Below are 25,048 nucleotides of genomic sequence, written 5' to 3'. Positions count from 1 at the left end.
GCGGCATGAAGCGCGCCGCCTGCACGACGACGCCGGAGAGTGTCCCGGCGCGCTGACCCATGTCTGAGTCCGAAGCCCCGGGGCGAGTGCCCCGGGGCTTCGCCGTGTGGTCACCCGCCCCTCCCGGAGGGAGACCACCACCATGACCACCGCCGCACACGATCACCGCACCCTGGGCCGCGCCCTGGGCCTGTTCGACTCCGACCCGCTCATGGGCGCGGGCCTGCCGTACTGGCTGCCGGACGGCGCCGCCGTACGCCACGCGCTGGAGCGCTACATCCACGAGGCCGAACGCCGGGCCGGCTACCGGCATGTGTACTCGCCGGTGCTGGGCAAGCGCGAGCTGTACGAGATCTCCGGCCACTGGGACCACTACCGCGCGGACATGTTCCCGCCGATGGACCTGGGCGGCGGCGAGCAGATGCTGCTGCGGCCCAGCCTGTGCCCGCACCACGCGCTCATCTACCGCTCCCGCCCGCACAGTTACCGCGAGCTGCCGCTGCGGATGGCCGAACTGGGTGGGATGTTCCGGTCCGAACTCTCGGGCGTGCTGGGCGGACTGACCCGGGTGCGGGCCATCACCCTCAATGACGCGCACATCTTCTGCACCGCCGAGCAGGTCACCCAGGAGGCGCGGGCCGCGCTGGAGATGATCCGCCGGGCGTACGAGGTACTGGGCATCCGGCCGGCCCGGTACCGGCTGTCGCTGCCGGGCGGGGGCGGCAAGTACGTGGCGGCGCCGGAGATGTGGCGGCGCTCGGTGGCGCTGCTGCGGGAGGTGCTGGACGATTCCGGCCTGCCGTACGAGGCGGCGGAGGGCGAGGCGGCGTTCTACGGGCCGAAGATCGACGTACAGATCGCCGACCCGGCGGGGCGCGAGTCCACCCTGTCGACCGTGCAGATCGACTTCCACCAGCCGGAGCGGTTCGACCTGCGCTACACCGGTGCTGACGGGGCCTGGCACCGCCCGGTGATGGTCCACCGCAGCATCATCGGCAGCGTGGAGCGCGTGGTGGCCCATCTGATCGAACAGCACGGTGGCGCGTTCCCGGCCTGGCTGGCGCCGGTGCAGCTGGCGGTCCTGCCGGTGGGCGACGACCAGTTGGCGCGGGCGGAGGATGTGCGGACCCGGGCCCTGGACCTCGGCCTGCGGGTGGAGTTGGTTCCCCCGTCGCACGGCACCCTGTCCGCCCGGATCCGCGCGGGCCGGCTGATCCCGTACCAGGCGGTCATCGGCGCCCGGGAAGCGGCGGACGACCGGCTCTCCCTGCGCCCCCGTGGGGCACACCACCTCCCACCGGAGCCGGCGGAGCAGGCCCTGCGCCGCATCGCGGCGGAGGTGGTGGTGGAGAGGTAGGAGGAGGGGGCGGGCCGTTGCTGGGTGCTGTTCTGGGCGGCGGGTGGCGCCGCCGTTCGTACGGAGCTTCGGCACGCTCTCGCTGCGGTGACGGGCATTGAGCGCCTCCGGGTCGTTGACCCGCTGGGCGTGGTGCCTCAGGAGCGGCCCAGGATGCCCCGGTCGTATCCCGCGGCGACCGCCTCAGCCCGGTCCTTCACGCCCAGCTTGCTGTAGATGTGCGTGAGATGGGTCTTCACCGTGGCCTCGCTGATGAACAGTTCGGCCGCGATCGCGCGGTTGGACGTGCCACGGGCGACGAGCAGGAGAACCTCGCGCTCACGCCCCGAAATCTCGGGAGGCACTGCCGGCCCGCGGACCACGCCGAACAGCCGGGACGCGACCGTCGGCGACACCGTGGGCCTGCCGTCGGCGGCGGCCCGTACACCGGCGAGCAACTCGTCCCGGGAAGCGTCCTTCAGCAGGTATCCGGTGGCGCCCGCCTCGATCGCCGGGAGCGTGTCGGTGTCCGTGTCGTACGTGGTGAGCACCAGGACCCGGGAGCGCGCGCCGCGGCGGGTCAGCTCGGCGATGGCCTCGACACCGTTGCCGCTGGGCATCCGCAGGTCCATCAACACGACATCGGGATCGAGGCGAAGCGCCATGTCCACGGCATCGACGCCGTTCGAGGACTCCCCGAGGACCGTGAAACCGGGGGCATCGGTGAACATGGCGCGCAGCCCGTTCCGCACGACGGGATGATCGTCCACCAGTAGCAGCGTGATGTCAGTCATCGCCTGTCTCTTCCTGACGTGGCACTCGTGCCGGGAGCAGGTTACGTGAGGTCGCGGTCTCCGTGGCGGCGAGAAGGAACCGGCCGCTGTTCCGTGGGGGCCAGGGGCAGTCGGATCGAGATCGCCGTTCCGTAGCCGGGTTCGGACTCGACAATGAGGGAGCCGGCGACACGCTCGGCACGGGAACGCATGCCTTCGAGTCCGAAGCCGCCGGCGCCGGTGCGCTGCGGCGGCTGCCGCGAGGCGAAGCCCCGGCCGTTGTCGCGGACGTCCAGCGTGACTTCGCCGTCCATATAGCTGAGGGTGACGCCGACGCGGTCGGCCGCCGCGTGTTTGGCCACGTTCGTCAGCGCCTCCTGCGTCATCCGCAGAAGCGTGGCGGAGTGTTCGCCAGGCATGTCCAAGACCTGACCGGTGAGGGTGAAGGCAGCGGGTATGCCGCTCTGTTCCGTCCATCGGGCCACCGTCTTCCGCAGCGCCTGGGGAAGAGTGTCGTGCACCAGGCCCACGGGGGCCAGGTTCCGCACGGAACGGCGGGCCTCGCCCAGGCTGTGGCGGGCCAGGTCGGCGGCGCGGTCGACGTGTTCGCGCGCTGTCGCCGGGTCGGGCGTGCTGGAGACGACACGGAGCTGGGCGATGATGCCGGCGAGTCCCTGGGCGAGGGTGTCGTGTATCTCTGCGGCCAGTCGTCTGCGTTCCTCGTCGACGCCCGCTTCCCGCGCCTGGACGAGCAACTGGGCCTGGAGGGTGACGTTCTCGTCGAGCGCCTGCTGAAGGGCGGTGTTGGTGCGTTCGAGTTCGGCGATGGTGGCGGCCCTGGCGGCGGACCGGATCTCCTCGTGCTCGACGAAGTAGGTGATGACGTACAGCAGTGCGTTGTTGGCGAGGAGCAGCCCGGCGAACACCGCCCACTGTGACGAGGACTGGAAGGGCATCCCTCCGGATTGGGCCGCAGCCACCGTCAGGGACGAGGCGAAAGCCCCGGCCTGGCGCCGACGCCGCCCGGAAAGCAGCTCGTTGTTGTCGATGTAGCCCGCTGCCGCGTAGAACGCGAAGAACGGAGCCAGCCAGGTGAGCGCGACGCTGATCGCCCAGCGCAGCACGAAATACGTGGCGGCGGAGGTGGCGTCGGGGCCCGGCGAGGAACGACGGGCCCTCCCCCACCACAGCTGCAGGACGAGAGCCGCGACGATCAGCGCTCCGACCGCGATGCGTTCGCCCGTGGCCGGCGTCAGCTCCGGTCTCGCCATCGACAGGAGGGTGGCGGTCGCGAGCAGCCAGTACGGATGCCGCCGGAGGACGGTCGCCCAGCGCCGGTCGAGATCGGACTCCGCCGTCGTCATGGTCTCAGTGTGCATGGCCGTCCCTCTACTCCCACCGGAACCAGCGGATGGCCCCGGCCGAGGTGGCCACGGTCCACAGGGTGAGAACGATCAGGTGGGACCAGTCGGGCCAGGCACCGGTGGAAGCCTGGTCCAAGGCCATCGCCGCGGCACCGAAGGGCGTGAACTCGACGATGCCGGCGAGGGCCTCCGGCATGGAACGGACGGGAATCCACAGACCGGTGCAGAACAGCGCGGGGAAGAACAGGGTGGTGCCGATGCCGGTCGCGTGCTTCGCCGTCCTGGCCAGGGCCGCCACCAGGGCGCCCAGGGCGAGGCTGGAGACGGCGGCAAGCAGCAGCGTCAGGACGTACCCGGCGGCCTGGCGCGGGAGCGCCACGTCGTGGACGAGCCGGCCGACGGCGAGACAGAGGGCAGCCGACAGCAGGGCCATGACGCCGTTCAGCCACATCTGCGTGGACAGCAGGGTGGACGGTCGTACGGGGGTCATCGACATGCGCCGCAGAATGCCGATCTCGCGGTAGTTGGTCAGGATCGGCGGAAAGACCTGAAGAGCGGCCGTGATCAGTGAGATCAGGACGACCACCGGCACGTAGAGGTCGATGATCCGCAGGCCGTCGAGGTCCTTGTGGACCTCCCGGAACATCGGCACGAGGCCGAGGATCACCAGGAGCAGGGGCGGAAAAACGATCGAGACGAGGTGGGAGAGGTCACGGGTGTAGAGCCTCAGCTCGGTCCGCAGTACGGCGGCGCGGGGAGAGGGGTCGGCCGAGACGGCCGGAACCATGGTCGTCGCTGTCATGTCACTGTTTCTCTTGAGGGGTGGGGGACTGCTTGTCAGGCGTCTGTCAGATCGAGGAAGGCGTCGTCCAGCGTCGCTTCGGTGACCCGGAGCCGGTGCGCCGTGATGCCTCCGCGGGAGAGGAACGTGATCACCGCGTTGACGGTCTGCTCCGTTCCGGTGAGCGTGATCCGGCCGCCCTTGATCTCGATGCCGGCCTGCCCGGGGAGGGTGGCCAGGGCCTCGCGGTCGATCGGTTCCGATGGTGTGAAGGAGATGACGGTGTTCCCCGCCGAGCGGCCGATCATCCCGTCAGGGGTGTCCAGCGCGCTGACCCGCCCCTTGTCGATCAGAGCGATGCGGTCGCACAGCCGCTGTGCCTCCTCCATGAAGTGGGTGACGAGGAGGACGGTGACGCCGCTGTTCCTGACGTCCTCGATCAGCGACCAGGTCTCACGGCGGGCACGCGGGTCCAGCCCGGTGGTCAGCTCGTCGAGGATGACGACGCGGGGCGAGCCGATGAGGGCGAGTGCGATGAACAGCCGCTGCTTCTGCCCGCCGGACAGTCGGCCGAAGCGGGTGTTGAGCTTGGCGGTCAGGCCAAGACGTTCGGCGAGGGGCCGCCAGTCGAGCCGGCGGGGGTAGAAGGAGGAGTACAGCTCAAGAGCCTCGCGGACGGTGAGCTTGGCCTGGAGAGCACTCTCCTGGAGCTGAGCACCCAGGACTTCGGTCAGCTCGGCATGGTCGGCGATCGGGTCGAGTCCCGCGACGCGGACGGAGCCGGAGTCGGGGACGCGCAGACCCCCGACGCACTCGACGGAGGTCGTCTTGCCGGCTCCGTTGAGGCCGAGGATCCCGAAGATCTCGCCCTCTTCGACGGCGAAGGAGACGCCGTCGACGACGGTTCGGCCGGCGTATGCCTTACGGATGTCCCGCACGTCGACAATGGGCCCTCGGCCCGCTCCGAGCACGCTCGTTGTGGTCATGCGAGCAGCTTCGTGCGCGGACCGCGTCCGCCACATCGTCCATCGCGCTCGAAGCGGAATCAGCCGATCGGTTGATCGCGGTACGACGTGGCGGGATGGCGCCCGGTCGGCGCTACCGGCATGGGAGCGAGCAGCCGTCTCGGGGATCATTCACCCGCCGCCCCACGACCCCTCCCCCCGCCGCCCGGAAAACCACCGCCGCTCCCACCCCTCCCCCCTTAGGCTCTGGCTGCTCACCTTTATCAGGAGCAGTGCATCGGAGGGCCAGGGGTGCAGGTCAGTCTGGGTTCGGCGGTGGTTCTGATCACCGGGGTCATGGCGTCGGGGAAGTCCACGGTCGCGCAGCTGCTGGCCGAACGGCTGCCCCGGGCCGCGCATGTCCGGGGTGATGTGTTCCGGCGGATGATCGTGTCGGGGCGCGAGGACATGCGGCCGGGGGAAGCGGCCGAGGCGCGGGCCCAACTGGAGCTGCGGCACCGGCTGTCGGCGCTGGTGGCCGACGAGTACGCGGGCGAGGGCTGGACCGCGATCGTTCAGGACATCGTGTTCGGCGAGGATCTGCCCCGGTACCTCGCCCGGTTGCGCACGCGTCCCGTGTACGTCGTGGTGCTGGCCCCGTCCCCGGAGTCGGTGCACCGGCGGGAGGCGGGCCGGGCCAAGAGCGGGTACGGCCCGGGTCCCTGGACGGTCGAGGCCCTGGACCGGGGGCTGCGCGCGGAGACTCCGCCGATCGGTCTGTGGCTGGACAGTTCGGACCTGACCCCCGAGGAGACGGTGACCGCGATCCTCGACGGACTCGATGCCGCCCGTGTGCTGGATGGTAAGGATGACCGCGCCCCCGTCCGGGAGGGAGCCACGGGTCCGGGTGGCGGGAGCACGAGGGACTGACGCGCGGGCTCCGGAGGAGACTTCGGCGCGGGGCCGATCAAAGGGGCGGTGTGCCGGGAGCGCCCCGTCAGCGGGGCGCGGGCGTTTCCCCGCCGGCCGCCACCGCGCTGTCGCCCGCTGCCAGGCGCTGTGTGATCCGGTCGAAGAGCTCCGTCAGCGGCTCGCCGATGTCCCGGCCGAACTCGGTCAGCCCGTAGGTGACCTGGGGCGGTGTCGTCGGCTCCACCTCCCGCCAGACCAGGCCGTCCTGGACCAGCGCGCGCAGGGTCTGGGCGAGCATCTTCTCGCTGATGCCCTGGATGCTCTCGCGCAGCTCGTAGAAGCGCAGGTCGTTGCTCCGCAGGGAGATCAGCACCCAGATGCCCCACCTGCTGGTCACGTGGTCGACCACGTCCCTGGCGAGGCAGTCGGTGTGAAACACGTCATACCGCCTGCCCGGCTCGGACTGCCTGCGCTGCACGCTTCCCACCATGCCATGAGCTTACCTCGAGGTATGTCCTTACCCAGAGTTAGCTCATTCTCCTAGCGTGGGAGCCACCCAGGACATCGAGAACATCGGGGAGATGATCATGATCGTGGTGACCGGAGCCACCGGCAACATCGGGCGGCCGTTGACACGGGCGCTGGCCGACGCGGGCGAGCGGGTGACGGCGGTGTCACGGCACACGGCGGCGGTGCCGGACGTCGTCCGGCACGTGGTGGCCGACCTCGCCGAACCGGCCGGCCTCAAGCCCGCGCTGCAGGACGCCACTTCACTGTTCCTGCTGCTGTCCGGCGACCTGCACGCGACGGGAGCCGACCCGGCCGGCATCATCGGCGAAGCCGCGGCCGCCGGCGTCCGCCGCGTCGTCCTGCTCTCCACGCTCGGGGTCGTGACCAGGCCCTTCGGCACCACGCGGGTCGCGATGCGCACACTGGAGGACGCCCTGCGGGAGTCCGGCCTGGAGTGGGCCGTCCTGCGACCGGGCGGCTTCGCGTCCAACGCGCTGTGGTGGGCCGAGTCCGTCCGCGCCCAGCGGGTCGTCGCCGCGCCGTTCGGCGACATCGGGGTGCCGGTCATCGACCCGGCGGACATCGCCGCGGTCGCGGCGGCCTGCCTGCTGGACGACCGGCACACCGGCAACGCGTACGAACTGACCGGCCCGGAGGTGATCACCCCGCGCGGGCAGGCGGAGGCCATCGCCGCCGCGCTGGGCTCGCCCATCAGGTTCCACGAACTCACCCGCGACGAGGCCAAGGCCGCCATGACCCGGAGCATGCCGGCCGAACTGGCCGACGACACACTGGACATCCTCGGCTCGCCGAGCCCGGCCGAGGTGCGCGTCAGCCCGGACGTCCAGCAGGTCCTGGGCCGCGCCCCGCGCCCCTTCGCGGACTGGGCCGCCCGGAACGTCGCGGCGTTCCGCTGAGCCTGTCCGGTGACGCACCGCTGACGGCCGGAGGGCCCGGCGCGACGGCGACGCAGCCGTGGTGAGGGGCCGCGCGGTGCACCCCGTTGAGCCCACGGGCCGGGGGAACGTTCCCACCCGGCTCCCCTGGGGCCCGGACGATCGTCCGGGCCCCAGGGGCCGGCAGCACTCAGTGGGCGGCCTTGAGCCCGACCACTCCGCCGACGATCATCGTCAGGAACACGATCTTCGCCACGCTCACCGACTCACCGCCGGTGACCATGGCGTACGCGACGGTGAGGGTGGCGCCGATGCCCACCCACACCGCGTACGCCGTTCCGATGGGAAGATCGCGCATCGCGTACGCGAGGCCGGCCATGCTGCCGACGAGTCCGACGGCGAAGACCACGGACGGACCGGGCTTGGTGAAGCCTTCCGACCTGCCCAGCGCGGTGGCCCACACCGCTTCCAGCGCACCCGAGATCACCAGAATCAGCCATGCCATGACGAGCCCTCCTGCGGGCCGTCTTGTCGCACACCGGGTACGGCACCCCTCGTCCGGAAGCCCACCTGACTGACCGGGGGCTCTGTGTCAACGTCTCACACCCGCTGCCACCGGGCAAGCGTCACCCCAGCGGCATGATCAACCCCGCCCCACCCGGCCCGCCGTGGCCCCGCGCCCCGCACAACACGTCGGCGGACAGGCCACCCCGCGGCCGACGCCGACTCACACCGCGGTGATCTGGAGGATGTACACGCGTTCGTGCCGCGGAACCACCTGGTACACGAACATTCCACCGAGGACGATGGCGTCGCCCCCCTTGACCGTTCCGCCTTGATAGCTGGTGCCGTCCAGATAAAAGGCGGCGGCCGCGTCGACCAGTTCCGCCGCCTTCTTCTCCACCTCCATCACCAGCGCGAGTGGGGCGCCCTCCACGACGTAGTCCTCCGTGGGGTCATACTCCCAGGCCCAGCTCACGCGGCGGACTCGCGCGCCTCGCTGATGACCGAGCGCAGCTCGGTCATCGCGGCCCGCCATTCCGGATCCTCCCGGTCCCGGGTCTGGACAATGCGCTCAGCCGCCTGGCGACGAGCAGCCAGCTCGGGCCGGCGCTCGATCTCTACCTCGCCTGCCCAGATCGTCAGCCAACTCCGGATGGGACCGATGGCTCCGTGCTCCGCCGCCAGGCTGAACGCCTCGTTCTTCTGCCGTTCCATCTCCGCCAGCCGGTGCGGCGCGATGCGAGCCAGTGCCAGTCGCAGGGCATCCGGCGTCCGAGGGGGGCGCGAGATCAGTTCGCCGTCGGAGTGGGATTCCGACTGTGCGCTCATGGCATCTCCTTGCGTAACGACGTGCCGATCGAAGCGTAGCGGTACCGGAGAAGCTTGGTGCTCGGCCGGAGCCCTCGGGACACGCCCACGGAGCGGGCGGCGCTCAGGCGCTGTCTCGAATGGGCCGGCGGTCCATGTGCCCCCGCCGGTGGCGGTTCCTGGGGCGGGACTGGGTGGGTTTCTTCATGGGGTGGGGGAAATTGCTGTGGGCATGGCGGTGCTTCTCTCGTTGACGGCGAAACGCCCTTTCGCTCTCGACGGTAGCGGGGCCGGCTTCCCCGCACGGGTGTTTCGCGGAAAGGCGCGGCGAAATACCCCTGGAGAGTGATGACTTCCCGGGAAGGCGACGTCCGGGATTCGTCAACTCCACTCCACGTCCAGGGAATGAGCTGACGCGGGCAGGGGTACATCTGCCCGCTGTGATGCCCATCGCTGAGCCGAACACCGACCCCGGGGCCGCCGGCCCGGTCCCCGCTATCCGGCCGGTGATCTGCCGTCCGTACGCCGCGTGGCGGCTGATCGAGGTGTTCCGTGGCGGAGAGTGAACAGCAACGGCGCCGGAAAGAACTCTTGCACAAACTCAGGGAGGCGAATGTGCGCAGCGTGCTGCACCGGACGTTCAAGAGCGGAGGCATGCGGTGAGTGTGCGGCGATTGCTGCGGTACCGGAACTGGACGCTGGAGCCCGATGTGGAACCGGACTCCGAGCCGACGAAGTTCGCGATGCGCTGTGCGGTGTGCCGTAAGAAATCACCGGTGTCGGTGGAATTCGAGGCGCTCAGCCGCTGGGTGTTCCAGCACGTCGGGCGGAATCCCTCCCACCATTCCTATCAGGAGATCAGCGTCCGTCCGTGGCGGGTGTGGATGGGGCCGTCGGCGCGCTGACCTCAGCGGCAGCGGCAGCGGCGGTCCGGTCGTACGCGGTGCGGGCCGCCGCGATGGCGTCCTGGTGGGTCTCGGTCCAGATCACGAGGGACTGGATGGCCTCGTGCAGGGTGCAGCCGAGCGGCGTCAGCTCGTACTCGACGCGGGGCGGGACCACCGGGTACACCGTCCGCTTGACCAGTCCGTCGCGCTCCAGCTGGCGCAGGGTGACGGTGAGCATGCGCTGGCTGATGCCGTCGATGTCGCGGCGCAGCTCCATGAAGCGCATGGTGCGGTGTTCCAGGAGCGCGACCACCATCAGGGACCACTTGTCGGCGACGCGGTCGAGGATCTGCCGTACCTCGCAGTCCTCGCGGCGGTCCCACTGAAGTGCCTGGTCAGGGATGGTTACCCGGCAGGTACCGGGTGATTCGAAAGTGCCTTCTTCCACAGCGATCCAGAGTGCCGCAGGATCGGGTCGGTATCAAGAAGGAACTGGCGTGCTGATCGGTAACCACCCGCACGCCCCGCATCCGCCCAGGAGTCCCGTTGTCCCCCTCACCCTCTCCCGCATCCGCCGCCGGCCGTCTCGGCGGCCGTGAGTGGGGCGTGCTCTTCGTACTCTGCGGAGCGATATTCCTCGAAGGCATCGACATCGCCATGCTCAATGTGGCGCTGCCCTCCATCCGCGCCGATCTCGGTCTGTCCACCGGCACGCTCCAGTGGGTGATGAGCGCCTACGTGCTGGGGTACGGCGGATTCATGCTGCTCGGCGGCAGGGCGGCCGACCTGTTCGGGCGGCGCCGGATGTTCCTGTTCTGGCTCACGGTCTTCCTGCTGTTCTCCGGGCTGGGCGGGCTGGCGGACGACGGCTGGACGCTGATCGCGGCCCGCTTCGTCACGGGGGTGGCGGCGGCGTTCATGACGCCCGCCGGGCTGTCGCTCATCACCACCACCTTCGCCGCCGGGCCGCGCCGCGACCGGGCCCTGCTCATCTACTCGGGCACGGCCGCCGGAGGGTTCTCCACCGGGCTCGTGGTCGGCGGGTTCCTGACCACCGCCGGGTGGCGCTGGGTGTTCTTCGCCCCGGTACTGCTGTCGGCGGTGATCCTGGTGGCGGCCCTGCGGTTCCTGCCGACCACCGCGGACACGGCGGGCGGACCCCGTACCGAACGCCTGGACGTACTGGGCGCGATCACCGTCACCGCCGCGATCGTGCTGCTGGTGCTGGGCGTTGAGCGGGCCGCGCACACAGGCGGTGCGCAGACCGCCGGCACGCTCGGCGCGGCCCTGGCGCTGCTGGCCGTCTTCGTCCTCGTGGAGCGGCGCACGGCCGTGCCGCTGGTCCGGCTGGGGATCTTCCGCAACGTGCCGCTGGTGCGGGCCAATCTGATCGCGGTACTGCTGTTCGGGGCGTTCTTCGGGTTCCAGTTCGTCACCGTGCTCTACCTGCGCGAGTACCGGGGCTGGTCCGAGCTGCAGACCAGCTTCGCGCTGCTGGTGATCGGCCTGGACGCGATCCTGTCCCCGACTCTGACCCCGCGCCTCATCCGCCGGTTCGGCAACGCCCGGGTGATCTTCGCCGGGATGCTGACGGCCGCACTCGCGTACGCGCTGTTCGCGCGGGTCGGCGGCGCCTGGACGTACGCGGCGATGTTCCCGGCCTTCCTGCTGCTCGGGCTCTCGTTCGCCCTGGTGTACGGGCCGCTCACCATCGTCGGCACCGAGGGGATCGCGGCGCGGGAACAGGGTCTTGCGGGCGGGCTGTTGTACACCTCGTTCCAGTTCGGGGCAGCGCTCGGACTGTCCGCCGTGACCGCCGTCAGCGCCTCCGTCGGCGGCGAGGACCCGCTGGACGGCTATCACGCCGCGCTGCTGGTGCCGCTGGCCGCCGCCCTGCTCGCCGCCGCGATCTCGGCCTTCGGGCTCACCCGGGACCGGGGCAGGGGCGCGGGCCGGTCACCGGAGCCCGCGCCCGCTCCGGTCAGCGCGCCGGTGAGCTGAGCCGCTCCCCCGCGCAGCACGCGTCGGGCGCCGCCGGCTCCGCCGCCCGCCCCGGGCGCGGCGGCGGCGGTGTCGCACAGCAGGCGTCACCGCGCCACGCGTTGCGCCCCTCCTTGACGGCGATGGCGGCGATGACGAGGGCGACGACGGGGTCCGCCCAGGACCAGCCGAGGGTGGCGTTGGCGAGGAGGCCCGCCAGGAGGACGGCGGACAGGTAGGTGCACAGCAGGGTCTGCTGGGAGTCGGCGACCGCCGAGGCCGATCCGAGTTCGCGCCCGGCCCGCCGCTGGGCGGCGGACAGGAACGGCATGATCGCCAGCGACAGGGCGGCCAGCACGATCCCGGTCATCGAGTGGTCCGCCTCGTGGCCGCCGGCCAGGGCGCGGACGGCGTCGACGCTCACGTAGGCGGCGAGCGCGAAGAAGGACACCGCGATGATCCGCAGCGCCCGCGCCTCCCTGGCCTGGCGCACCGTGCTGTCGGCGGCGGAGAACTGCCAGGCGACGGCGGCGGCCGAGGAGACCTCGACGAGTGAGTCCAGGCCGAAGCCGACCAGGGCGGCGGAGGAGGCCACGGTACCGGCGGTGATGGCCACTGCGGCCTCGATCACGTTGTAGGCGATGGTCGCCGCCACCAGCCACCGCACCCGGCGGGTGAGGAGGTCGCGGCGGCCCGGTGCGACGGGCGGGGCCGGGGGCGGGGGGCCGGATATGCCGGTGGTCATCAGCAGCAGCCGTCCCGCTGGGCGTCCGGGCAGGTGCGGTCCGTCTCGACGGCGACGACGGCGGCCCGCAGATCGTCCAGCGCGTGGGCGAGCCGGTGGTCGGCGAGTTCGTAGCGGGTGCGGCGGCCGTCCGGGACGGTGACCACCAGGCCGCAGTCGCGCAGGCAGGCCAGGTGGTTGGAGAGCCGGGTGCGGGAGATGCCGAGGGTGTCGGCGAGGTCGGAGGGGTAGGCCGGTGCCTCGCGCAGGGCGAGGAGCAGCCGGCAGCGGATCGGGTCGGCGAGGGCGCGGCCGAACCGGGCCAGCACCTCGATGTCGGGGGCGGTGGTCAGCATGGAATGACAGTACAGTCATTCCTGAATTCAAGAAAGCCTGAACTGATTCGGGCGGCTCACTCCACCAGCAACCGCGCGTAGGCCGCCATCGACCGCTGGTAGCGGGGCAGATGCGGAGCCAGGGCGGTCAGCGCGACCGAGACCGCCTCCCGTTCGCGCCCCACACTGGTCAGCGCGAGCGCCAGGGTGGCGCGTACCGCGTCGTCCAGGTGGTCGGAGCCGGCCGCCAGTTCGGCGGTCAGCAGGTCAACGGCCTCCTGCGGGTGGCCGAGGTTGCGCAGCGAGCTGGCGAGCTGGATCACCGCGCGGCGGCGCCGTTCGCCGGGCAGGCGGCCGGTGGCCAGGGCCCGCCGGTAGTGTTCCACTGCGCGGTCCGGGTGGCCGGTGGAGTCGTACGCGCAGCCGCGCTCGAAGTCGGCGACCGCGCTGCCCGGCGGCAGTTCGGCGGCCAGCTCGCCGACGGCGGCGCGGAACTCCGCCTCGTCCCCGTACGTGTCGATGGCGGCCCACAGTGCGGCGCTGCGGCGTTCCCAGCCGGGGGGAAGGGGTTCGTCCTCGGTCGTCATGCGGTCATATTCGCTGGTCGGACAGGAGACGGGTACCCAATAATCCCCGCCATGGACGACTACGAGTTCTCCACCGACCCCGATCGCCTGGACCCAGCCCTGGTGCACCGCTGGCTGTCCACCGACGCCTACTGGGCGCTGGGGCGCACCCGCGAGAAGCAGGACGCGGCCATCGCCGGGTCGCTGAACTTCGGGGTGTACGAGCGCGCTTCGGGCGCGCAGGTCGGGTACGCGCGGGTGGTGACGGACCGCGCGACCTTCGCCTGGCTGTGCGATGTGTACGTGGCTCCCGCGGCACGCGGGCGGGGCCTGGGGACGGCGCTGGCGCGGGCCGTACGGGATCACCTGGCCCCGTACGGTCTGCGCCGCGTCATGCTGTGCACGCAGGACGCCCACGGCGTCTACGAGCGGGTCGGCTTCGCGCCGCTGGCCGCGCCCGAGCGCTGGATGAGCCTGGGCCTGCAGTAGCGGCGCGGAACGCGCCGGGGCGGCGGGATCGTCGCCGATCTCGCCGCCCGGTGACCACTGACTCAGGCGATGGCGTAGATGGCCACCGCCATCGAGAAGCCCATCACACCGAAGATGGTCTGGAGCACGGTCCAGGTGCGCAGCGTCGTCTTGACGTCCATGCCCATGAACCGGCCCACCAGCCAGAAGCCGGAGTCGTTGACGTGGCTGGCGACGACGGAGCCGGCCGCCAGGGACAGCACGATGGCCGCCACCTCGACGGAGTTGAAGTCGCCCGCCAGGACGACCCCCTGGATGAGGCTGGCCGCCGTGATGAGCGCGACCGTGGCCGAGCCCTGCGCGATGCGCAGCGCTGCGGCGACCAGGAAGCCGACCACGATGACGGGCAGGCCCAGGTCGGAGAGGGAGTCGGAGAGCGCGTCACCGATGCCGCTGGCGCGCAGCACCCCGCCGAACATGCCACCGGCGCCGGTGATCAGGATGATCGAGGCGATCGGGCCCAGCGCGGAGTCCGTCAGCTTCTCGATGACCTCGCCGCCGCGCCCGCGGCGGGTGCCGAGCACGTAGCTGGCCACGAACACGGTGACGAGCAGGGCGATCGGGGTGGCGCCGATGGCGCGGGCGAACTGGTACCAGCCGGCGTCGCCGTCCACCCAGCCCGCGGCGCGGGCCATGTCCAGACCGGTGTTGGCGAAGATCATGACCAGCGGGAGGAGCAGCAGGCCGATGACGGTGCCCGGGGACGGCGGGTTCTTGTCGTGCTCGGCCTGCTCGCCGCCGGTCAGGATGTCCGGCACGGGGAGCACGAAGCGCTTGCCGATCCACAGGCCGAAGAGGTAGCTGCCGACGTACCAGGTGGGGATGGCGACGACCAGGCCGAGCAGGATCACCAGGCCGATGTCGGCGCCCATGAGTTCGGAGGCGGAGACGGGGCCGGGGTGCGGGGGCACGAAGATGTGCATCGCGGAGAACGCGCCGGCGACCGGCAGGGCGTACCGCAGGATGCCGCCACCGAGTCGGCGGGCGACCGTGAAGACGATCGGCAGCATGACGACGAGGCCGGCGTCGAAGAAGATCGGGAAGCCGAACATGAGGGAGGCGAGGCTGAGCGCCAGCGGGGCGCGGTCCTCGCCGAAGCGGCGGATGAGCGCGTCGGCGAGTGCCTGGGCGCCGCCGCTGACCTCGATCAGCCGGCCGAGGATGGCGCCGAGCCCGACGAGCAGGGCGACGCCGCCGAGAGTGGAGCCGAACCCCTGGACGAGGGTGTCGACCACATGAGCGGAGGGGATGCCGGTGGCGAACGCGGTCGCCAGGCTGACCACGATCAGGGCCAGCAGGGCGTGCACCCGCAGCTTCATGATCAGGAAGAGCAGCACGCCGATGGCGCCGGCGGCTATGCCGAGCAGGGGGCCGGCGCCCATCGTTTGAGTCCAGGTGTCCATGCGGAAGCTCCGTTGCCTTCGGGACGGTGGGGAGGGGGAGGTGTGGGATGAGGGGGGTTACGGGCGCAGGCCCAGCGCGGCCAGGGCGTCGTCGGTGATCTGTTCCGGGGTGCGGTTCAGGTCGACGGTGACGCCGTCCTCGTCGTCCTGGAGCGGCTCCAGGTCGGCGAACTGGGAGTCCAGCAGCGAGGGCGGCATGAAGTGGCCGGTGCGCAGGTGCAGCCGTCCGGAGATCAGCTCGCGGGAGCCGGCGACGTGGACGAAGCGGACCCGGCCGTTCGCCTCGCGCAGCAGGTCGCGATAGCCGCGCTTGAGAGCCGAGCAGGCGACGACCGCGGATTCGCCCTGGTCGGCCCGCACGGTCATCCAGTCGCGGATGATGCCCAGCCACGGCAGCCGGTCGGCGTCCGTGAGGGGGGTGCCGGCCGCCATCTTGTCGATGTTGGCCTGCGGGTGCAGCAGGTCGGCCTCTGCCATCGGCCAGCCGAGGCGGTCGGCGAGCAGTGCGGCGACGGTGGTCTTACCGGCGCCGGAGACTCCCATGACCACGAGCGCGGTCGGCGACATCGGCCTCTCCTCACTGAAAGGTGTTACCAATTGACGGGAAAGGTAACACCAATGTTGACGGCGAGAAAACCCTCCGCGACGTACCTCACAACGGCACCTCGGTGCGTACTCCCGCGCCTGCGGTGGGTCACCGGCCGCGCGGGGCGCCGGGATAGGCTTCCGGGGTGGGGAGCGACAGGGTCAACGGCAATGGTCAGGGCGAGTCCAAACACCACGAGGTGCTGGACACCCTCGGCCTGGAGATCACCTCCGGCGTGCTCCCCGACGGGTGCGTGCTGACCCTGGACGCCATCCAGGAACGCTTCGGGGTCTCCCGCACCGTCGCCCGCGAGACCATGCGGCTGCTGGAGTCCAAGGGTCTGGTCGTCTCCCGCCGCCGGGTGGGCATCACCGTGCAGCCCGCGGGCTCCTGGCAGGTGTACGACCCGCGGGTCATCTGGTGGCGGCTGGAGGGTCCGGGGCGCGACTCCCAGCTGCGCTCGCTCACCGAACTGCGGATCGCCGTCGAACCGCTGGCCGCCGCCGCGGCGGCCAAGCACGCGGGGCCGGCCGAGCGCGCCCGGCTGGTGGAACTGGCCACCGCCATGCGCCCGCTGGGCGAGGCGGGACGGCTCGAACCGTTCAACCACCTCGATGTGGAACTGCACTCACTGGTGCTCAGCGCCAGCGGCAACGAGATGTTCGCCGCGCTCACCGACGTGGTCGCCGCCGTGCTGCGCGGGCGCACCCAGCTCGGGCTGATGCCCGACCGGCCGGTCCCCGAGGCGCTGGACCTGCACGAGGCGGTCGCCCTGGCCGTCGCCGAGGCGCGGCATCAGGACGCGGAGGAGGCCATGCGGCTGCTGCTGTCCGAGGTCCGCGACGCGATGGTCCCGCTCGGCGCCCAGCAGAGCGGGCGCTGAACGGGACCATCGCGTCGTGTCAGCCGGGCCGAAGTGCGGGGCTCAGCTGCCGTACACCGTCATGCACAGCACATTGCCCTCGCCGCCGTCGAGGTTCTGGTACCAGTACGTGTTGTAGTCGCTGCCGCCCTGGCGGCAGACATCGCCGCCATAATCGCCGTTGGCGGCGGGCACGCCGGTGACCTGCATGATCTGGTTGTACGGGACCGGGACCTGGGAGGCCGAACAGTTGATCGCCGTCATCAGCCCGGTGCGCATGGTCGCGTCGTCGCCGTCGCCCTCCTGCTCCGACATCAGGCACTCGCCGACCCGGTACTGCCGCTCCACGCACAGGCTGGTGTAGGTCGTCGCCCAGGTCTCCTCGTCCGTGAACGAGTGGGTCCAAGTGGTGGTGTTCAGCTCGAAGCCGTCGCAGAAGCCGTAGTCGTCCATGACCTCGACGACCTTCAGGTACGCGTCGTCGGCCGCGCAGTCCACCGGCTCGGGGGTCTCCGCGTTCCAGGTGCCGCCGTTGTCGGTCTGGTAGTTGGCCAGACAGTCCCCGGAGCGCACGGCGGCGAACGCCTCCGAGACCGGGTCCGCGGGGGCGCCTCCACCGCCGCTCCCGCCGGCGCCGTCCGCGTCGTCGCTGTCCGCCGGGTCCGTACCGGTGTCCAGACCGTCCGGCAGTTCGATCTCCGGCATCTCCGGGGCGGGGCCGGCCAGGCCGCCCCCGTCGTCACCGCTGTTCATCCCGAGGGGGATGACGATCGCCGCCAGCACCACGAAGGCCGCCGCCGTGGCGAGCGTTCCCTTCAGGGTGTTGTCCTGCTGGTGGGGGTGGGGCTGAGGCTGGGGATACGGGGCGTGCGGAGGACCGTAGCCCCCGCCGTAGCCGCCGTTGTAGCCCCCGTGGCCGTTGTTCATGGGCTGGCTCCTATCCTGCCCATGTCAGGACGCAGCCGGCCCCGTTCCGGTTCCTTTGTCCGACCATCATTCAGATACCGAGGATGACCTTGGCGATCGAGAAGTAGATGACCAGACCCGTCGCGTCCACCAGCGTCGTCACCATCGGGGCCGAGACCACCGCCGGGTCGATCTTCAGGCGCTTGGCCAGCAGCGGCATCGTGCCGCCCACCGTCGAGGCCCAGCCACAGATCACAACCAGGGTCAGGCCGATCACCGCCCCTACTCTCCAGCCCACGAACAGCGAGCCCACCAGCAGACCGACCACCGCCAGCATCGACCCCAGCAGCAACCCGGTACGGCACTCGCGCCAGATCACCTTCAGCAGATCGCCCACCCGTACCTCGCCGACCGCCAGGGCACGCACCGCCGCCGTCGCCGCCTGGGCACCCGCGTTGCCGCCCGCCCCGATCAGCAGCGGGATGAACAGCGCCAGCTGGGTCACCGACTCCAGCTCGCCCTCGAACGCCCGGGTCACCATCACCGTCAGAATGGCCGCCACCAGCAGCAGCATCAGCCACAGCACCCGGGTGCGGGAGAGCTGGAAGACGCTCGCCGACATGTAGTGCCGCTCCAGCGGTTCGGCACCGGCCTGCCGCGCCACGTCCTCGGTGTCCGCCGCCTCGATGACCTCGAACGCGTCATCGCTGGTGAGCAGGCCCACCAGCCGGTCCTCACTGTCCACCACCGGCAGGTCGAGCACGTTCGTCTCGCGCATCAGCCGGGCCGCGTCCTCGGCGCGGTCGGTGGCCTTCGCCATCGGCGGCTCTGTCTCCACCAGCGCGGCGACCATCGTCTCCGGCTCGCTCAGCACCAGTTCGCGCAGTTCGACGATGCCGGTCAGCCGGCGCCCCGCGTCCACCACCGGCAGCGTGTAGATGGTCTCCGCCCGCGCACCGCGCCGGCGTACCGTCTCCAGCGCCTGAGCAACCGTCAGATCCTGCTGGAGCGCGACCGTCTCCGGCGTCATGTAGCGGCCGACCGAGCCCTCCGGGTACCCCAGCAGCGCCGCCGTCATCTGCCGTTCGTGGGCGCTGAGTCCGGCCAGCACCCGCTGGGCGACCTTGGCCGGCGCCTCCTTGAGCATCCGGGCCCGGTCGTCCGGGTCCATGTTCTCCACCAGATCGCGGAACGCCTGGTCCCGCAGCCCCTGGAGAATCTGCTGCTGGTCGACCGGGTCCAGCTCCTCGAAGACCTCCAGCGCCCGGTCCTTGTCGAGCAGCCGGAAGCTGATGACGGAGTTGACGGCGTCCATCCGCGCGAGTTCGTCGGCGATGGCGTACGGCGGCTGGGTCTCCAGCCATTCGAGGGCGCCCGCGAGGTTGTGCTCCTCAAGCAGGGCAGGCAGATGGGTCATGACGGGATGTCCCCCTGGAAATGGTGCGCGAACGGCTGGCAGGCTCGGGGCGCGCACACGCCAGTCGTCCCAGGAGGTACGTGGCTACCTGGGCGGACGGGCGCGGCGCGGCGGATGGTGACTGGGGGGTTCACTGCGCATCGCAGCCACACCTCCCGCCGTGCCGTTCCGTCAAGACCATCCCTCAGGGTACACACCATCGATGACGATGATGACAAAGGGTTGACCACATCCCGGTGAAGGTGTTAGGGGGTGTCTGACGGATAGGGCCCTACGCGATCCGGTCCAGAATCGTCGGGGGTACCGCCACCCGCGCCTCGTCGCTGACCTCGATCGCGTCCCCGGACAGCGCCTCCAGGGCCGCGCCGAACCGTTCGGGGGTGTCGGTGTGCAGGGTCAGCAGCGGCTCCCCCGCGCGCACCGGCTGCCCCGGCCTGGCGTGCAGTTCGATGCCCGCGCCCGCCTGCACCGGGTCCTCCTTGCGGGCCCGGCCCGCGCCCAGCCGCCAGGCCGCCACCCCGACCGCGTACGCGTCCAGCCGGGTGAGCGTCCCGGAGGCCGGGGCGGTCAGCACGTGCGTCTCGCGGGCCACCGGCAGCGGGGCGTCCGGGTCCCCGCCCTGGGCCTTGATCATGCGGCGCCAGTGGTCCATCGCGCTGCCGTCCGCCAGCGCCCGCGCCGGGTCGGCGTCGGTCAGCCCGGCCGCGTCCAGCATCTCCCGGGCCAGCGCCAGCGTCAGCTCGACCACATCGGCCGGGCCGCCGCCCGCCAGCACCTCCACCGACTCGCGCACCTCCAGCGCGTTCCCGGCCGTCAACCCCAGCGGCGTGGACATGTCGGTGAGCAGCGCCACCGTCCGCACCCCGTGGTCGGTGCCCAGCGACACCATCGTCTCGGCCAGCTCACGGGCGTCGGCCCGCGTCTTCATGAACGCGCCGGAGCCCACCTTCACGTCCAGCACCAGCGCGCCGGTGCCCTCGGCGATCTTCTTCGACATGATCGAGGAGGCGATCAGCGGGATCGCCTCCACCGTGCCGGTCACATCGCGCAGCGCGTACAGCTTGCGGTCCGCCGGGGCGAGCCCGTCGCCGGCCGCGCAGATCACCGCGCCCGCCTCGCGCAGCACCGACAGCATCTCCTCGTTGGAGAGCCGCGCCCGCCAGCCGGGAACGGACTCCAGCTTGTCCAGGGTGCCGCCGGTGTGCCCGAGCCCGCGCCCGGACAGCTGCGGCACGGCGGCGCCGCACGCCGCCACCAGCGGGGCCAGCGGCAGCGTGATCTTGTCGCCGACGCCGCCCGTCGAGTGCTTGTCGGTGGTGGGCAGCGGCAGGGAGGAGAAGTCCATCCGCTCCCCGGAGGCGATCATCGCCGCCGTCCAGCGGGCGATCTCGGCCCGGTCCATGCCGTTGAGCAGGATCGCCATCGCCAGCGCCGACATCTGCTCGTCGGCCACCTCGCCCCGGGTGTAGGCGTCGATGATCCAGTCGATCTGGGCGGGGGTCAGCGTGCCGCCGTCCCGCTTGGCGCGGATGACGGTGATGGCGTCGTGGCTCATGAGATCAGAAGTTCCAGGATTCGGGGAGCAGATCGGACAGCGGACGGATGCCGCCGGCGGGGGTGTCCACCAGCAGCTCCGGGCCGCCGTTTTCCATCAGCAGCTGGCGGCAGCGGCCACACGGGGTGATGATCTCCCCCTTGCCGTTGACGCACGTGAAGTGGGTGAGCCGGCCGCCGCCGGTGGCGTGCAGGGCGGAGACCAAGCCGCACTCGGCGCACAGCCCCACCCCGTAGGAGGCGTTCTCCACATTGCAGCCGACCACCGTACGGCCGTCGTCCACCAGCGCCGCGGCGCCCACCCGGTAACGGGAGTACGGGGCGTACGCCCGGCCCATCACCTCGCGGGCCGCGCCGCGCAGCGCCTCCCAGTCCACCTCGGTGGTCTCCGCCATCTAGCCGCCCTCGCCTCTCCGGTAGGGCTTGCCCACCGCCTTGGGTGTCCGCAGCCGCTGGGCGAACAGCGTCAGTACCAGCAGCGTCGTCAGGTACGGGCTGGCACTCACCAGCTCGAGCGGCATCGTGTCAGTGGTGGCGTACCAGATCCACAGCGCCGCTCCGACGACGGCCACGATCAGCGCGGTGAGGCGCTTGCCGCGCCACAGCTGCCAGATCGCGACACCCGCCAGGGCCAGGGCGAACAGCAGCAGCGTGGCGTGCACGGTGGCGCCGCCGTCGCGGGTCTGGAGGGCGTCCATGAAGCCGAACAGGCCGGCGCCGGTGGCGACACCGCCGGGACGCCAGTTGCCGAAGATCATGGTCGCCAGGCCCAGGTAGCCGCGCCCGCCGGTCTGGCCGTCCTGGTACATGCGGATCAGCACCGCCAGGTACGCGCCGCCGAGCCCGGCGAGGCCGCCGGAGACCAGCAGGGCGACGTACTTGTACGCGTAGACGTTCACCCCCAGCGACTCGGTGGCCTGCGGGTTCTCACCGCAGGAGCGCAGCCGCAGCCCGAAGGACGTCTTCCACAGCACCACGTATGTGCCCACGAACAGCAGCACCGCGAGCAGGGTGAGCCAGGAGACGTTGTTGACGCCGGCGCGCAGGATGCCCGCCAGATCGGAGATCAGGAACCAGCGCTTGCCCGCGATGTCACCCAGCCAGTCGGCCACGCCCGGCACCGAGAACGGCTGGAGGATGTCCATCTGCGGCGACTGCTTGTCGTTGCCGCCGGCGTCCTTGGCCGGGCTGCCGTCGGCGCCGAACCACAGCTTGGCGAGGAACTGCACCACGCCCAGGGCCAGGATGTTGATGGCGACACCGGAGACGATGTGGTCCACGCCGAAGGTGACGGTGGCCACCGCGTGCACCAGGCCGCCCAGCATGCCGCCGATGATGCCCGCGAGCACCGCGGCCCAGGGCCCGTACTGCCAGCCGATCCAGCCGGCCGCGAACAGGCCGAGCATCATCATGCCCTCGAGGCCGATGTTGACGACGCCGGAGCGCTCGGCCCACAGGCCGCCGAGGCCGGCGAGGCCGATCGGCACGGCGAAGCTGAGCGCGCTCGCCCACTGGCTGGTGGCGGTCAGCGAGTCGGCGCCGGTCACCACGCGGACCACGGACAGCAGCACGAGGCCGCCCGCGATCAGCAGCAGCACCATGGGGTAGGTGAGCCTGCGGCGCGGCGTGCCACTGCTCGTGGCTCCCGTGCCCTTGCCCTTGTCGCTCCCGGGTTTTCCGGCGGGGGTCTCCACGGTGGTGGTCACGCCGTCACCTCCGCGTCCTTCTCCGCGCTGTTCTTACGGGCCTGGGCGGCGAGCTGTTCGCCGACGATGCGCTGTTGGCGTTTGATGCCCCAGCGGCGGACGAGTTCGTAGGCGACCACGACGGACAGCACGATGACGCCCTGCATCACGCCGACGATCTCCTGGGCGTAGCCCTCGAACTCCAGCTGGCCACCGGTACGCTCAAGGAAGCCCCACAGCAGCGCCGCGAAGGCCATGCCGACCGCGCTGTTGCGGCCGAGCAGGGCGATGGCGATGCCGGTGAAGCCGATCCCGGTGGGGAAGTCGTTGCCGTAGTTGCCGGAGATGTTCAGCAGGGTGGGCATGCCCACCAGGCCGGCCACCGCGCCGGAGAGCAGCATCGCGGTGATCACGGTGCGCTTGACGGAGACGCCGGACGCCTCGGCGGCCGGCTCGGAGGCGCCGACGGCCCGCAGGTCGTAGCCGAAGCGGGTGCGGCTGAGCACGAACCAGTAGCCGATGCCGACGATCACCGCGATCACGATGGTGCCGTAGATCGGCTGGACGTTGGTGGGGATCTCGAAGAAGAAGCTGGAGTCGGGGATGTCGGTGGTGTGCACGAGGTTGCCCTCGCGCTCCGCCAGCCGGCCTTCCTTGAGGAAGTAGCCGATGAGCGAGCCGCCGATGAAGTTCAGCATGATCGTGGTGATCACTTCGCTGACGCCCCGGGTGGCCTTCAGGTAGCCGGCGATGCCCGCCCACAGCGCACCGACCAGCATGGCGGTGATCAGGATGATGGGGATCTGGATGATGCCGGGCAGCGCCAGCGCGCCGCCGACGGCGGCGGCGAAGAAGGCGGCGACCCGGTACTGGCCGTCGACCCCGATGTTGAACAGGTTCATCCGGAAGCCGATGGCCACCGCGACGGCCGACAGGTAGTACGGGATCGCCTTGTTGACGATCCAGACCTGGCTGTCGCTCTTGGAGCCGAAGTCCAGCATCACGGAGAACGCCTGGAAGGGGTTCTGCCCGGTGGCGGTCATCACCAGCGAGGTGATGATCACGGCGGTGACGATCGCCAGCAGCGGGGCGGCGAGCCCCAGGACGATCTTCTCCCGGTCGATGTTCTTGATCCGGGTGGTCACGGCGGTCACGGCGCTCATGACGGGGTCTCCGTCTGCGCGTCGCCCGTCAGGTGGCCGGTGGCGGCGCCGGTCATGGCGGTGCCCAACTCCTCGGGGGTGATGGTGGCGGGGTCGGCGTCGGCGACCAGCCGGCCCCGGTACATGACGCGGAGGCTGTCGGACAGGCCGATCAGCTCGTCCAGGTCGGCGGAGATCAGCAGCACGGCGAGCCCTTCACGGCGCGCGGCCCTGATCTGGTCCCAGATCTGGGACTGGGCGCCGACGTCCACGCCCCGGGTGGGGTGGGCGGCGATCAGCACCTTGGGGTGGTGGCTCATCTCGCGGCCGAAGATCAGCTTCTGCTGGTTGCCGCCGGAGAGCGACGCGGCGGTGACCTCGATGCCGGGGGTGCGCACGTCGTACTCGCGCACGATCCGCTCGGTGTCGGCGCGGGCGTCCCCGGCGGTCAGCCACGGGCCCTTGCTGTTGGGGCGCTGGGTGACATGGCCCAGCATCCGGTTCTCCCACAGCGGGGCGTTCAGCAGCAGGCCGTGCCGGTGCCGGTCCTCGGGGATGTAGCCGATGCCGTCCTCGCGGCGGCGGCGGGTGGAGCGGCGGGTGATGTCCTCGCCGTCCAGCGAGATGGTGCCGGCGTCCAGGCCGCGTACGCCCATGATGGCCTCGACCAGTTCGGCCTGGCCGTTGCCCTCGACGCCGGCGATGCCCAGCACCTCACCGGCGTGGATGGTGAAGTCCACCTCGGAGAGCACGTCGCGGCGTACCCCGTCCGAGTCGGTGCCCGACTGCCGCAGCCCGGCGACGGTGAGCACCGGCCGGTCGGTGACGGTGGACTCGCGGGTCTCGGGGGTGGGCAGCTCGGAGCCGACCATCAGCTCGGCCAGCTGCTTGGGGGTGGTCGCGGAGGGTTCGACGGCGGCGACCGTCGTACCGCGCCGGATGACGGTGATGTCGTCGGCGACCGAGAGCACCTCGCCCAGCTTGTGGGAGATGAAGATGACGGTGAGGCCCTCGGCGGTCAGCTCGCGGAGGTTGCCGAAGAGGGCGTCCACCTCCTGCGGCACCAGGACGGCGGTGGGCTCGTCCAGGATGAGGGTCTTTGCGCCCCGGTAGAGGACCTTGAGGATCTCCACCCGCTGCCGGTCGGCGACGCCGATGTCCTCGACCAGCAGGTCGGGACGTACGCCCAGGCCGTACGCGTCGGACAGTTCCTTGATGCGGGCGCGGGCGGCGCCTCCGATGCCGTGGAGCTTCTCGGCGCCCAGGACCACGTTCTCCAGGACGGTGAGGTTGTCCGCGAGCATGAAGTGCTGGTGCACCATGCCGATGCCGCGGGCGATGGCGTCGGCCGGGGTGGCGAAGGAGACCTGGTCGCCGTCGATGGTGATGGTGCCCTCGTCCGGCTTCTGCATGCCGTAGAGGATCTTCATCAGCGTGGACTTGCCGGCGCCGTTCTCGCCCACGAGGGCGTGCACGGTGCCCTTGCGCACGGTGATGTCGATGTCGTGGTTGGCCACGACGCCGGGGAAGCGTTTGGTGATCCCGCGCAGCTCAACGGCCGGGGTGGTGCCGCTGGGCTCGGGGGAGCTGCTGGAGGCTGGGATGGCGCACTCTCCTCGCGCGGGACGGTGAAGCGAGCGGAGGGC

Annotated in this window: 28 protein-coding genes and 1 riboswitch; of the genes, 7 read left to right on the top strand and 21 right to left on the bottom strand. The window is 71.0% G+C overall.

From position 1 onward, the window contains the following. Nucleotides 1–142: 142 nt before the first annotated feature. Nucleotides 143–1,357 (top strand): threonine--tRNA ligase, encoded by a 1,215-nt coding sequence (gene thrS, locus ACTFAP_RS18450; protein ID WP_500466891.1) that lies wholly within the window; start codon nt 143–145, stop codon nt 1,355–1,357. 137 nt (nt 1,358–1,494) lie between these two features. Here thrS and ACTFAP_RS18445 read toward each other — a convergent pair whose 3' ends face one another. The 4 genes from ACTFAP_RS18445 to ACTFAP_RS18430 are packed head-to-tail and all read right to left on the bottom strand — an operon-like array spanning nt 1,495 to nt 5,240. After that, entirely contained in the window at nt 1,495–2,130 is a 636-nt protein-coding gene (locus ACTFAP_RS18445) for a response regulator (protein WP_500466890.1), read from the bottom strand. 41 nt (nt 2,131–2,171) lie between these two features. Then, entirely contained in the window at nt 2,172–3,473 is a 1,302-nt protein-coding gene (locus ACTFAP_RS18440) for a sensor histidine kinase (RefSeq protein ID WP_500466889.1), read from the bottom strand. A gap of 25 nt (nt 3,474–3,498) precedes the next feature. Next, complete coding sequence (locus tag ACTFAP_RS18435) at nt 3,499–4,275, bottom strand: ABC transporter permease (protein ID WP_500466888.1); 777 nt, start codon at nt 4,273–4,275, stop codon at nt 3,499–3,501. A gap of 35 nt (nt 4,276–4,310) precedes the next feature. Next, nucleotides 4,311–5,240 carry an ABC transporter ATP-binding protein gene (locus ACTFAP_RS18430; protein ID WP_390117669.1) on the bottom strand — a complete coding sequence of 310 codons (930 nt, stop codon included), beginning with the start codon at nt 5,238–5,240 and terminating at the stop codon, nt 4,311–4,313. Nucleotides 5,241–5,510: 270 nt separating this feature from the next. Here ACTFAP_RS18430 and ACTFAP_RS18425 point away from each other — a divergent pair, with 270 nt between their 5' ends. Continuing rightward, complete coding sequence (locus ACTFAP_RS18425) at nt 5,511–6,128, top strand: AAA family ATPase (protein ID WP_495681571.1); 618 nt, start codon at nt 5,511–5,513, stop codon at nt 6,126–6,128. A gap of 67 nt (nt 6,129–6,195) precedes the next feature. Here ACTFAP_RS18425 and ACTFAP_RS18420 read toward each other — a convergent pair whose 3' ends face one another. Beyond that, on the bottom strand, nt 6,196–6,600 hold the full coding sequence (locus ACTFAP_RS18420; RefSeq protein ID WP_500466887.1) for a winged helix-turn-helix transcriptional regulator: 405 nt from the start codon (nt 6,598–6,600) through the stop codon (nt 6,196–6,198). A 97-nt stretch (nt 6,601–6,697) separates the two neighbouring features. On the opposite strand from ACTFAP_RS18420, the gene ACTFAP_RS18415 reads away from it, so the two are divergent. After that, nucleotides 6,698–7,537, top strand: coding sequence for an SDR family oxidoreductase (locus tag ACTFAP_RS18415; RefSeq protein ID WP_500469493.1), 840 nt, complete (start codon nt 6,698–6,700; stop codon nt 7,535–7,537). A gap of 169 nt (nt 7,538–7,706) precedes the next feature. On the opposite strand, the gene ACTFAP_RS18410 is transcribed toward ACTFAP_RS18415, so the two are convergent. From ACTFAP_RS18410 to ACTFAP_RS18400, 3 genes are all read right to left on the bottom strand, one after another. After that, nucleotides 7,707–8,021: a DMT family transporter gene (locus tag ACTFAP_RS18410; RefSeq protein ID WP_046724626.1), complete on the bottom strand. Its 315-nt coding sequence runs from the start codon at nt 8,019–8,021 to the stop codon at nt 7,707–7,709. Between the two features lie 12 nt (nt 8,022–8,033). Continuing rightward, nucleotides 8,034–8,107, bottom strand: a riboswitch (guanidine-III (ykkC-III) riboswitch). Nucleotides 8,108–8,243: 136 nt separating this feature from the next. Further along, entirely contained in the window at nt 8,244–8,495 is a 252-nt protein-coding gene (locus ACTFAP_RS18405; protein ID WP_495681569.1) for a hypothetical protein, read from the bottom strand. Beyond that, nucleotides 8,492–8,848, bottom strand: coding sequence for a hypothetical protein (locus ACTFAP_RS18400; RefSeq protein WP_495681568.1), 357 nt, complete (start codon nt 8,846–8,848; stop codon nt 8,492–8,494). Before ACTFAP_RS18400 ends, ACTFAP_RS18405 begins: the two co-directional genes overlap by 4 nt. Nucleotides 8,849–9,486: 638 nt before the next feature. On the opposite strand from ACTFAP_RS18400, the gene ACTFAP_RS18395 reads away from it, so the two are divergent. Beyond that, nucleotides 9,487–9,732, top strand: a complete 246-nt coding sequence (locus ACTFAP_RS18395) for a DUF7848 domain-containing protein (RefSeq protein ID WP_500466886.1) — start codon at nt 9,487–9,489, stop codon at nt 9,730–9,732. Here ACTFAP_RS18395 and ACTFAP_RS18390 read toward each other — a convergent pair. After that, nucleotides 9,686–10,162, bottom strand: coding sequence for a winged helix-turn-helix transcriptional regulator (locus tag ACTFAP_RS18390; RefSeq protein ID WP_500466885.1), 477 nt, complete (start codon nt 10,160–10,162; stop codon nt 9,686–9,688). The two genes, ACTFAP_RS18395 and ACTFAP_RS18390, sit on opposite strands and share 47 nt — an antisense overlap. Before the next feature lie 158 nt (nt 10,163–10,320). Here ACTFAP_RS18390 and ACTFAP_RS18385 point away from each other — a divergent pair, with 158 nt between their 5' ends. After that, nucleotides 10,321–11,715, top strand: coding sequence for an MFS transporter (locus ACTFAP_RS18385; RefSeq protein WP_500466884.1), 1,395 nt, complete (start codon nt 10,321–10,323; stop codon nt 11,713–11,715). Here ACTFAP_RS18385 and ACTFAP_RS18380 read toward each other — a convergent pair. From ACTFAP_RS18380 to ACTFAP_RS18370, 3 genes are read right to left on the bottom strand one after another with little or no spacing between them, the layout of a single operon-like run. Beyond that, nucleotides 11,696–12,439 carry a cation efflux transmembrane domain-containing protein gene (locus tag ACTFAP_RS18380; protein ID WP_495681564.1) on the bottom strand — a complete coding sequence of 248 codons (744 nt, stop codon included), beginning with the start codon at nt 12,437–12,439 and terminating at the stop codon, nt 11,696–11,698. The genes ACTFAP_RS18385 and ACTFAP_RS18380 overlap by 20 nt on opposite strands. Beyond that, complete coding sequence (locus ACTFAP_RS18375; RefSeq protein ID WP_495681563.1) at nt 12,439–12,774, bottom strand: metalloregulator ArsR/SmtB family transcription factor; 336 nt, start codon at nt 12,772–12,774, stop codon at nt 12,439–12,441. Before ACTFAP_RS18375 ends, ACTFAP_RS18380 begins: the two co-directional genes overlap by 1 nt. Nucleotides 12,775–12,830: 56 nt before the next feature. After that, on the bottom strand, nt 12,831–13,340 hold the full coding sequence (locus ACTFAP_RS18370) for a tetratricopeptide repeat protein (protein ID WP_500466883.1): 510 nt from the start codon (nt 13,338–13,340) through the stop codon (nt 12,831–12,833). A 51-nt stretch (nt 13,341–13,391) separates the two neighbouring features. Here ACTFAP_RS18370 and ACTFAP_RS18365 point away from each other — a divergent pair, with 51 nt between their 5' ends. Further along, nucleotides 13,392–13,808 carry a GNAT family N-acetyltransferase gene (locus tag ACTFAP_RS18365; protein WP_390117682.1) on the top strand — a complete coding sequence of 139 codons (417 nt, stop codon included), beginning with the start codon at nt 13,392–13,394 and terminating at the stop codon, nt 13,806–13,808. Between the two features lie 62 nt (nt 13,809–13,870). Here the strand turns inward: ACTFAP_RS18365 and ACTFAP_RS18360 are convergent, their stop codons facing one another. After that, nucleotides 13,871–15,250 carry a GntT/GntP/DsdX family permease gene (locus tag ACTFAP_RS18360; protein ID WP_495681560.1) on the bottom strand — a complete coding sequence of 460 codons (1,380 nt, stop codon included), beginning with the start codon at nt 15,248–15,250 and terminating at the stop codon, nt 13,871–13,873. Nucleotides 15,251–15,307: 57 nt separating this feature from the next. Continuing rightward, a complete protein-coding gene (locus ACTFAP_RS18355; RefSeq protein ID WP_495681559.1) occupies nt 15,308–15,817 on the bottom strand; it encodes a gluconokinase, GntK/IdnK-type in 510 nt (169 codons plus the stop codon). 164 nt (nt 15,818–15,981) lie between these two features. Here ACTFAP_RS18355 and ACTFAP_RS18350 point away from each other — a divergent pair, with 164 nt between their 5' ends. Further along, complete coding sequence (locus ACTFAP_RS18350; RefSeq protein WP_500466882.1) at nt 15,982–16,719, top strand: FadR/GntR family transcriptional regulator; 738 nt, start codon at nt 15,982–15,984, stop codon at nt 16,717–16,719. A gap of 42 nt (nt 16,720–16,761) precedes the next feature. Here ACTFAP_RS18350 and ACTFAP_RS18345 read toward each other — a convergent pair whose 3' ends face one another. From ACTFAP_RS18345 to ACTFAP_RS18315, 7 genes are all read right to left on the bottom strand, one after another. After that, the gene (locus ACTFAP_RS18345) at nt 16,762–17,625 is read right to left on the bottom strand and encodes an LppU/SCO3897 family protein (RefSeq protein WP_495681557.1); all 864 of its coding nucleotides are present in this window, start codon (nt 17,623–17,625) and stop codon (nt 16,762–16,764) included. 70 nt (nt 17,626–17,695) lie between these two features. Continuing rightward, nucleotides 17,696–19,021: a magnesium transporter gene (mgtE, locus tag ACTFAP_RS18340; protein WP_495681556.1), complete on the bottom strand. Its 1,326-nt coding sequence runs from the start codon at nt 19,019–19,021 to the stop codon at nt 17,696–17,698. A 271-nt stretch (nt 19,022–19,292) separates the two neighbouring features. Beyond that, nucleotides 19,293–20,576: a thymidine phosphorylase gene (locus tag ACTFAP_RS18335; protein WP_500466881.1), complete on the bottom strand. Its 1,284-nt coding sequence runs from the start codon at nt 20,574–20,576 to the stop codon at nt 19,293–19,295. Nucleotides 20,577–20,580: 4 nt separating this feature from the next. Beyond that, nucleotides 20,581–20,970, bottom strand: a complete 390-nt coding sequence (locus tag ACTFAP_RS18330) for a cytidine deaminase (RefSeq protein WP_390117697.1) — start codon at nt 20,968–20,970, stop codon at nt 20,581–20,583. Next, the gene (locus ACTFAP_RS18325) at nt 20,971–22,281 is read right to left on the bottom strand and encodes an ABC transporter permease (RefSeq protein WP_262833270.1); all 1,311 of its coding nucleotides are present in this window, start codon (nt 22,279–22,281) and stop codon (nt 20,971–20,973) included. Beyond that, the gene (locus ACTFAP_RS18320; RefSeq protein ID WP_390117700.1) at nt 22,278–23,423 is read right to left on the bottom strand and encodes an ABC transporter permease; all 1,146 of its coding nucleotides are present in this window, start codon (nt 23,421–23,423) and stop codon (nt 22,278–22,280) included. The genes ACTFAP_RS18325 and ACTFAP_RS18320 overlap by 4 nt, the downstream gene beginning before the upstream one ends. After that, complete coding sequence (locus tag ACTFAP_RS18315) at nt 23,420–25,006, bottom strand: ABC transporter ATP-binding protein (protein ID WP_500469492.1); 1,587 nt, start codon at nt 25,004–25,006, stop codon at nt 23,420–23,422. Before ACTFAP_RS18315 ends, ACTFAP_RS18320 begins: the two co-directional genes overlap by 4 nt. Between the last annotated feature and the right edge of the window lie 42 nt (nt 25,007–25,048).

Source organism: Streptomyces sp. PH9007, assembly GCF_059813725.1.
The sequence above is the reverse complement of the archived record's forward strand: the minus strand, read 5'-3'. Positions and strand labels throughout refer to the sequence as shown.

Excerpts from the sequence above, each read along its gene's own strand:
- ACTFAP_RS18335 (WP_500466881.1), bottom strand. The coding sequence starts at position 20,576 with ATGAGCCACGACGCCATCACCGTCATCCGCGCCAAGCGGGACGGCGGC.
- ACTFAP_RS18365 (WP_390117682.1), top strand. The coding sequence starts at position 13,392 with ATGGACGACTACGAGTTCTCCACCGACCCCGATCGCCTGGACCCAGCC.
- ACTFAP_RS18440 (WP_500466889.1), bottom strand. The coding sequence starts at position 3,473 with ATGACGACGGCGGAGTCCGATCTCGACCGGCGCTGGGCGACCGTCCTC.
- ACTFAP_RS18435 (WP_500466888.1), bottom strand. The coding sequence starts at position 4,275 with ATGACAGCGACGACCATGGTTCCGGCCGTCTCGGCCGACCCCTCTCCC.
- ACTFAP_RS18360 (WP_495681560.1), bottom strand. The coding sequence starts at position 15,250 with ATGGACACCTGGACTCAAACGATGGGCGCCGGCCCCCTGCTCGGCATA.
- ACTFAP_RS18445 (WP_500466890.1), bottom strand. The coding sequence starts at position 2,130 with ATGACTGACATCACGCTGCTACTGGTGGACGATCATCCCGTCGTGCGG.
- ACTFAP_RS18420 (WP_500466887.1), bottom strand. The coding sequence starts at position 6,600 with ATGGTGGGAAGCGTGCAGCGCAGGCAGTCCGAGCCGGGCAGGCGGTAT.
- ACTFAP_RS18430 (WP_390117669.1), bottom strand. The coding sequence starts at position 5,240 with ATGACCACAACGAGCGTGCTCGGAGCGGGCCGAGGGCCCATTGTCGAC.
- ACTFAP_RS18400 (WP_495681568.1), bottom strand. The coding sequence starts at position 8,848 with ATGAGCGCACAGTCGGAATCCCACTCCGACGGCGAACTGATCTCGCGC.
- ACTFAP_RS18330 (WP_390117697.1), bottom strand. The coding sequence starts at position 20,970 with ATGGCGGAGACCACCGAGGTGGACTGGGAGGCGCTGCGCGGCGCGGCC.
- ACTFAP_RS18375 (WP_495681563.1), bottom strand. The coding sequence starts at position 12,774 with ATGCTGACCACCGCCCCCGACATCGAGGTGCTGGCCCGGTTCGGCCGC.
- ACTFAP_RS18370 (WP_500466883.1), bottom strand. The coding sequence starts at position 13,340 with ATGACGACCGAGGACGAACCCCTTCCCCCCGGCTGGGAACGCCGCAGC.
- thrS (WP_500466891.1), top strand. The coding sequence starts at position 143 with ATGACCACCGCCGCACACGATCACCGCACCCTGGGCCGCGCCCTGGGC.
- ACTFAP_RS18380 (WP_495681564.1), bottom strand. The coding sequence starts at position 12,439 with ATGACCACCGGCATATCCGGCCCCCCGCCCCCGGCCCCGCCCGTCGCA.
- mgtE (WP_495681556.1), bottom strand. The coding sequence starts at position 19,021 with ATGACCCATCTGCCTGCCCTGCTTGAGGAGCACAACCTCGCGGGCGCC.
- ACTFAP_RS18355 (WP_495681559.1), bottom strand. The coding sequence starts at position 15,817 with ATGTCGCCGACCGCGCTCGTGGTCATGGGAGTCTCCGGCGCCGGTAAG.
- ACTFAP_RS18415 (WP_500469493.1), top strand. The coding sequence starts at position 6,698 with ATGATCGTGGTGACCGGAGCCACCGGCAACATCGGGCGGCCGTTGACA.
- ACTFAP_RS18345 (WP_495681557.1), bottom strand. The coding sequence starts at position 17,625 with ATGAACAACGGCCACGGGGGCTACAACGGCGGCTACGGCGGGGGCTAC.
- ACTFAP_RS18320 (WP_390117700.1), bottom strand. The coding sequence starts at position 23,423 with ATGAGCGCCGTGACCGCCGTGACCACCCGGATCAAGAACATCGACCGG.
- ACTFAP_RS18410 (WP_046724626.1), bottom strand. The coding sequence starts at position 8,021 with ATGGCATGGCTGATTCTGGTGATCTCGGGTGCGCTGGAAGCGGTGTGG.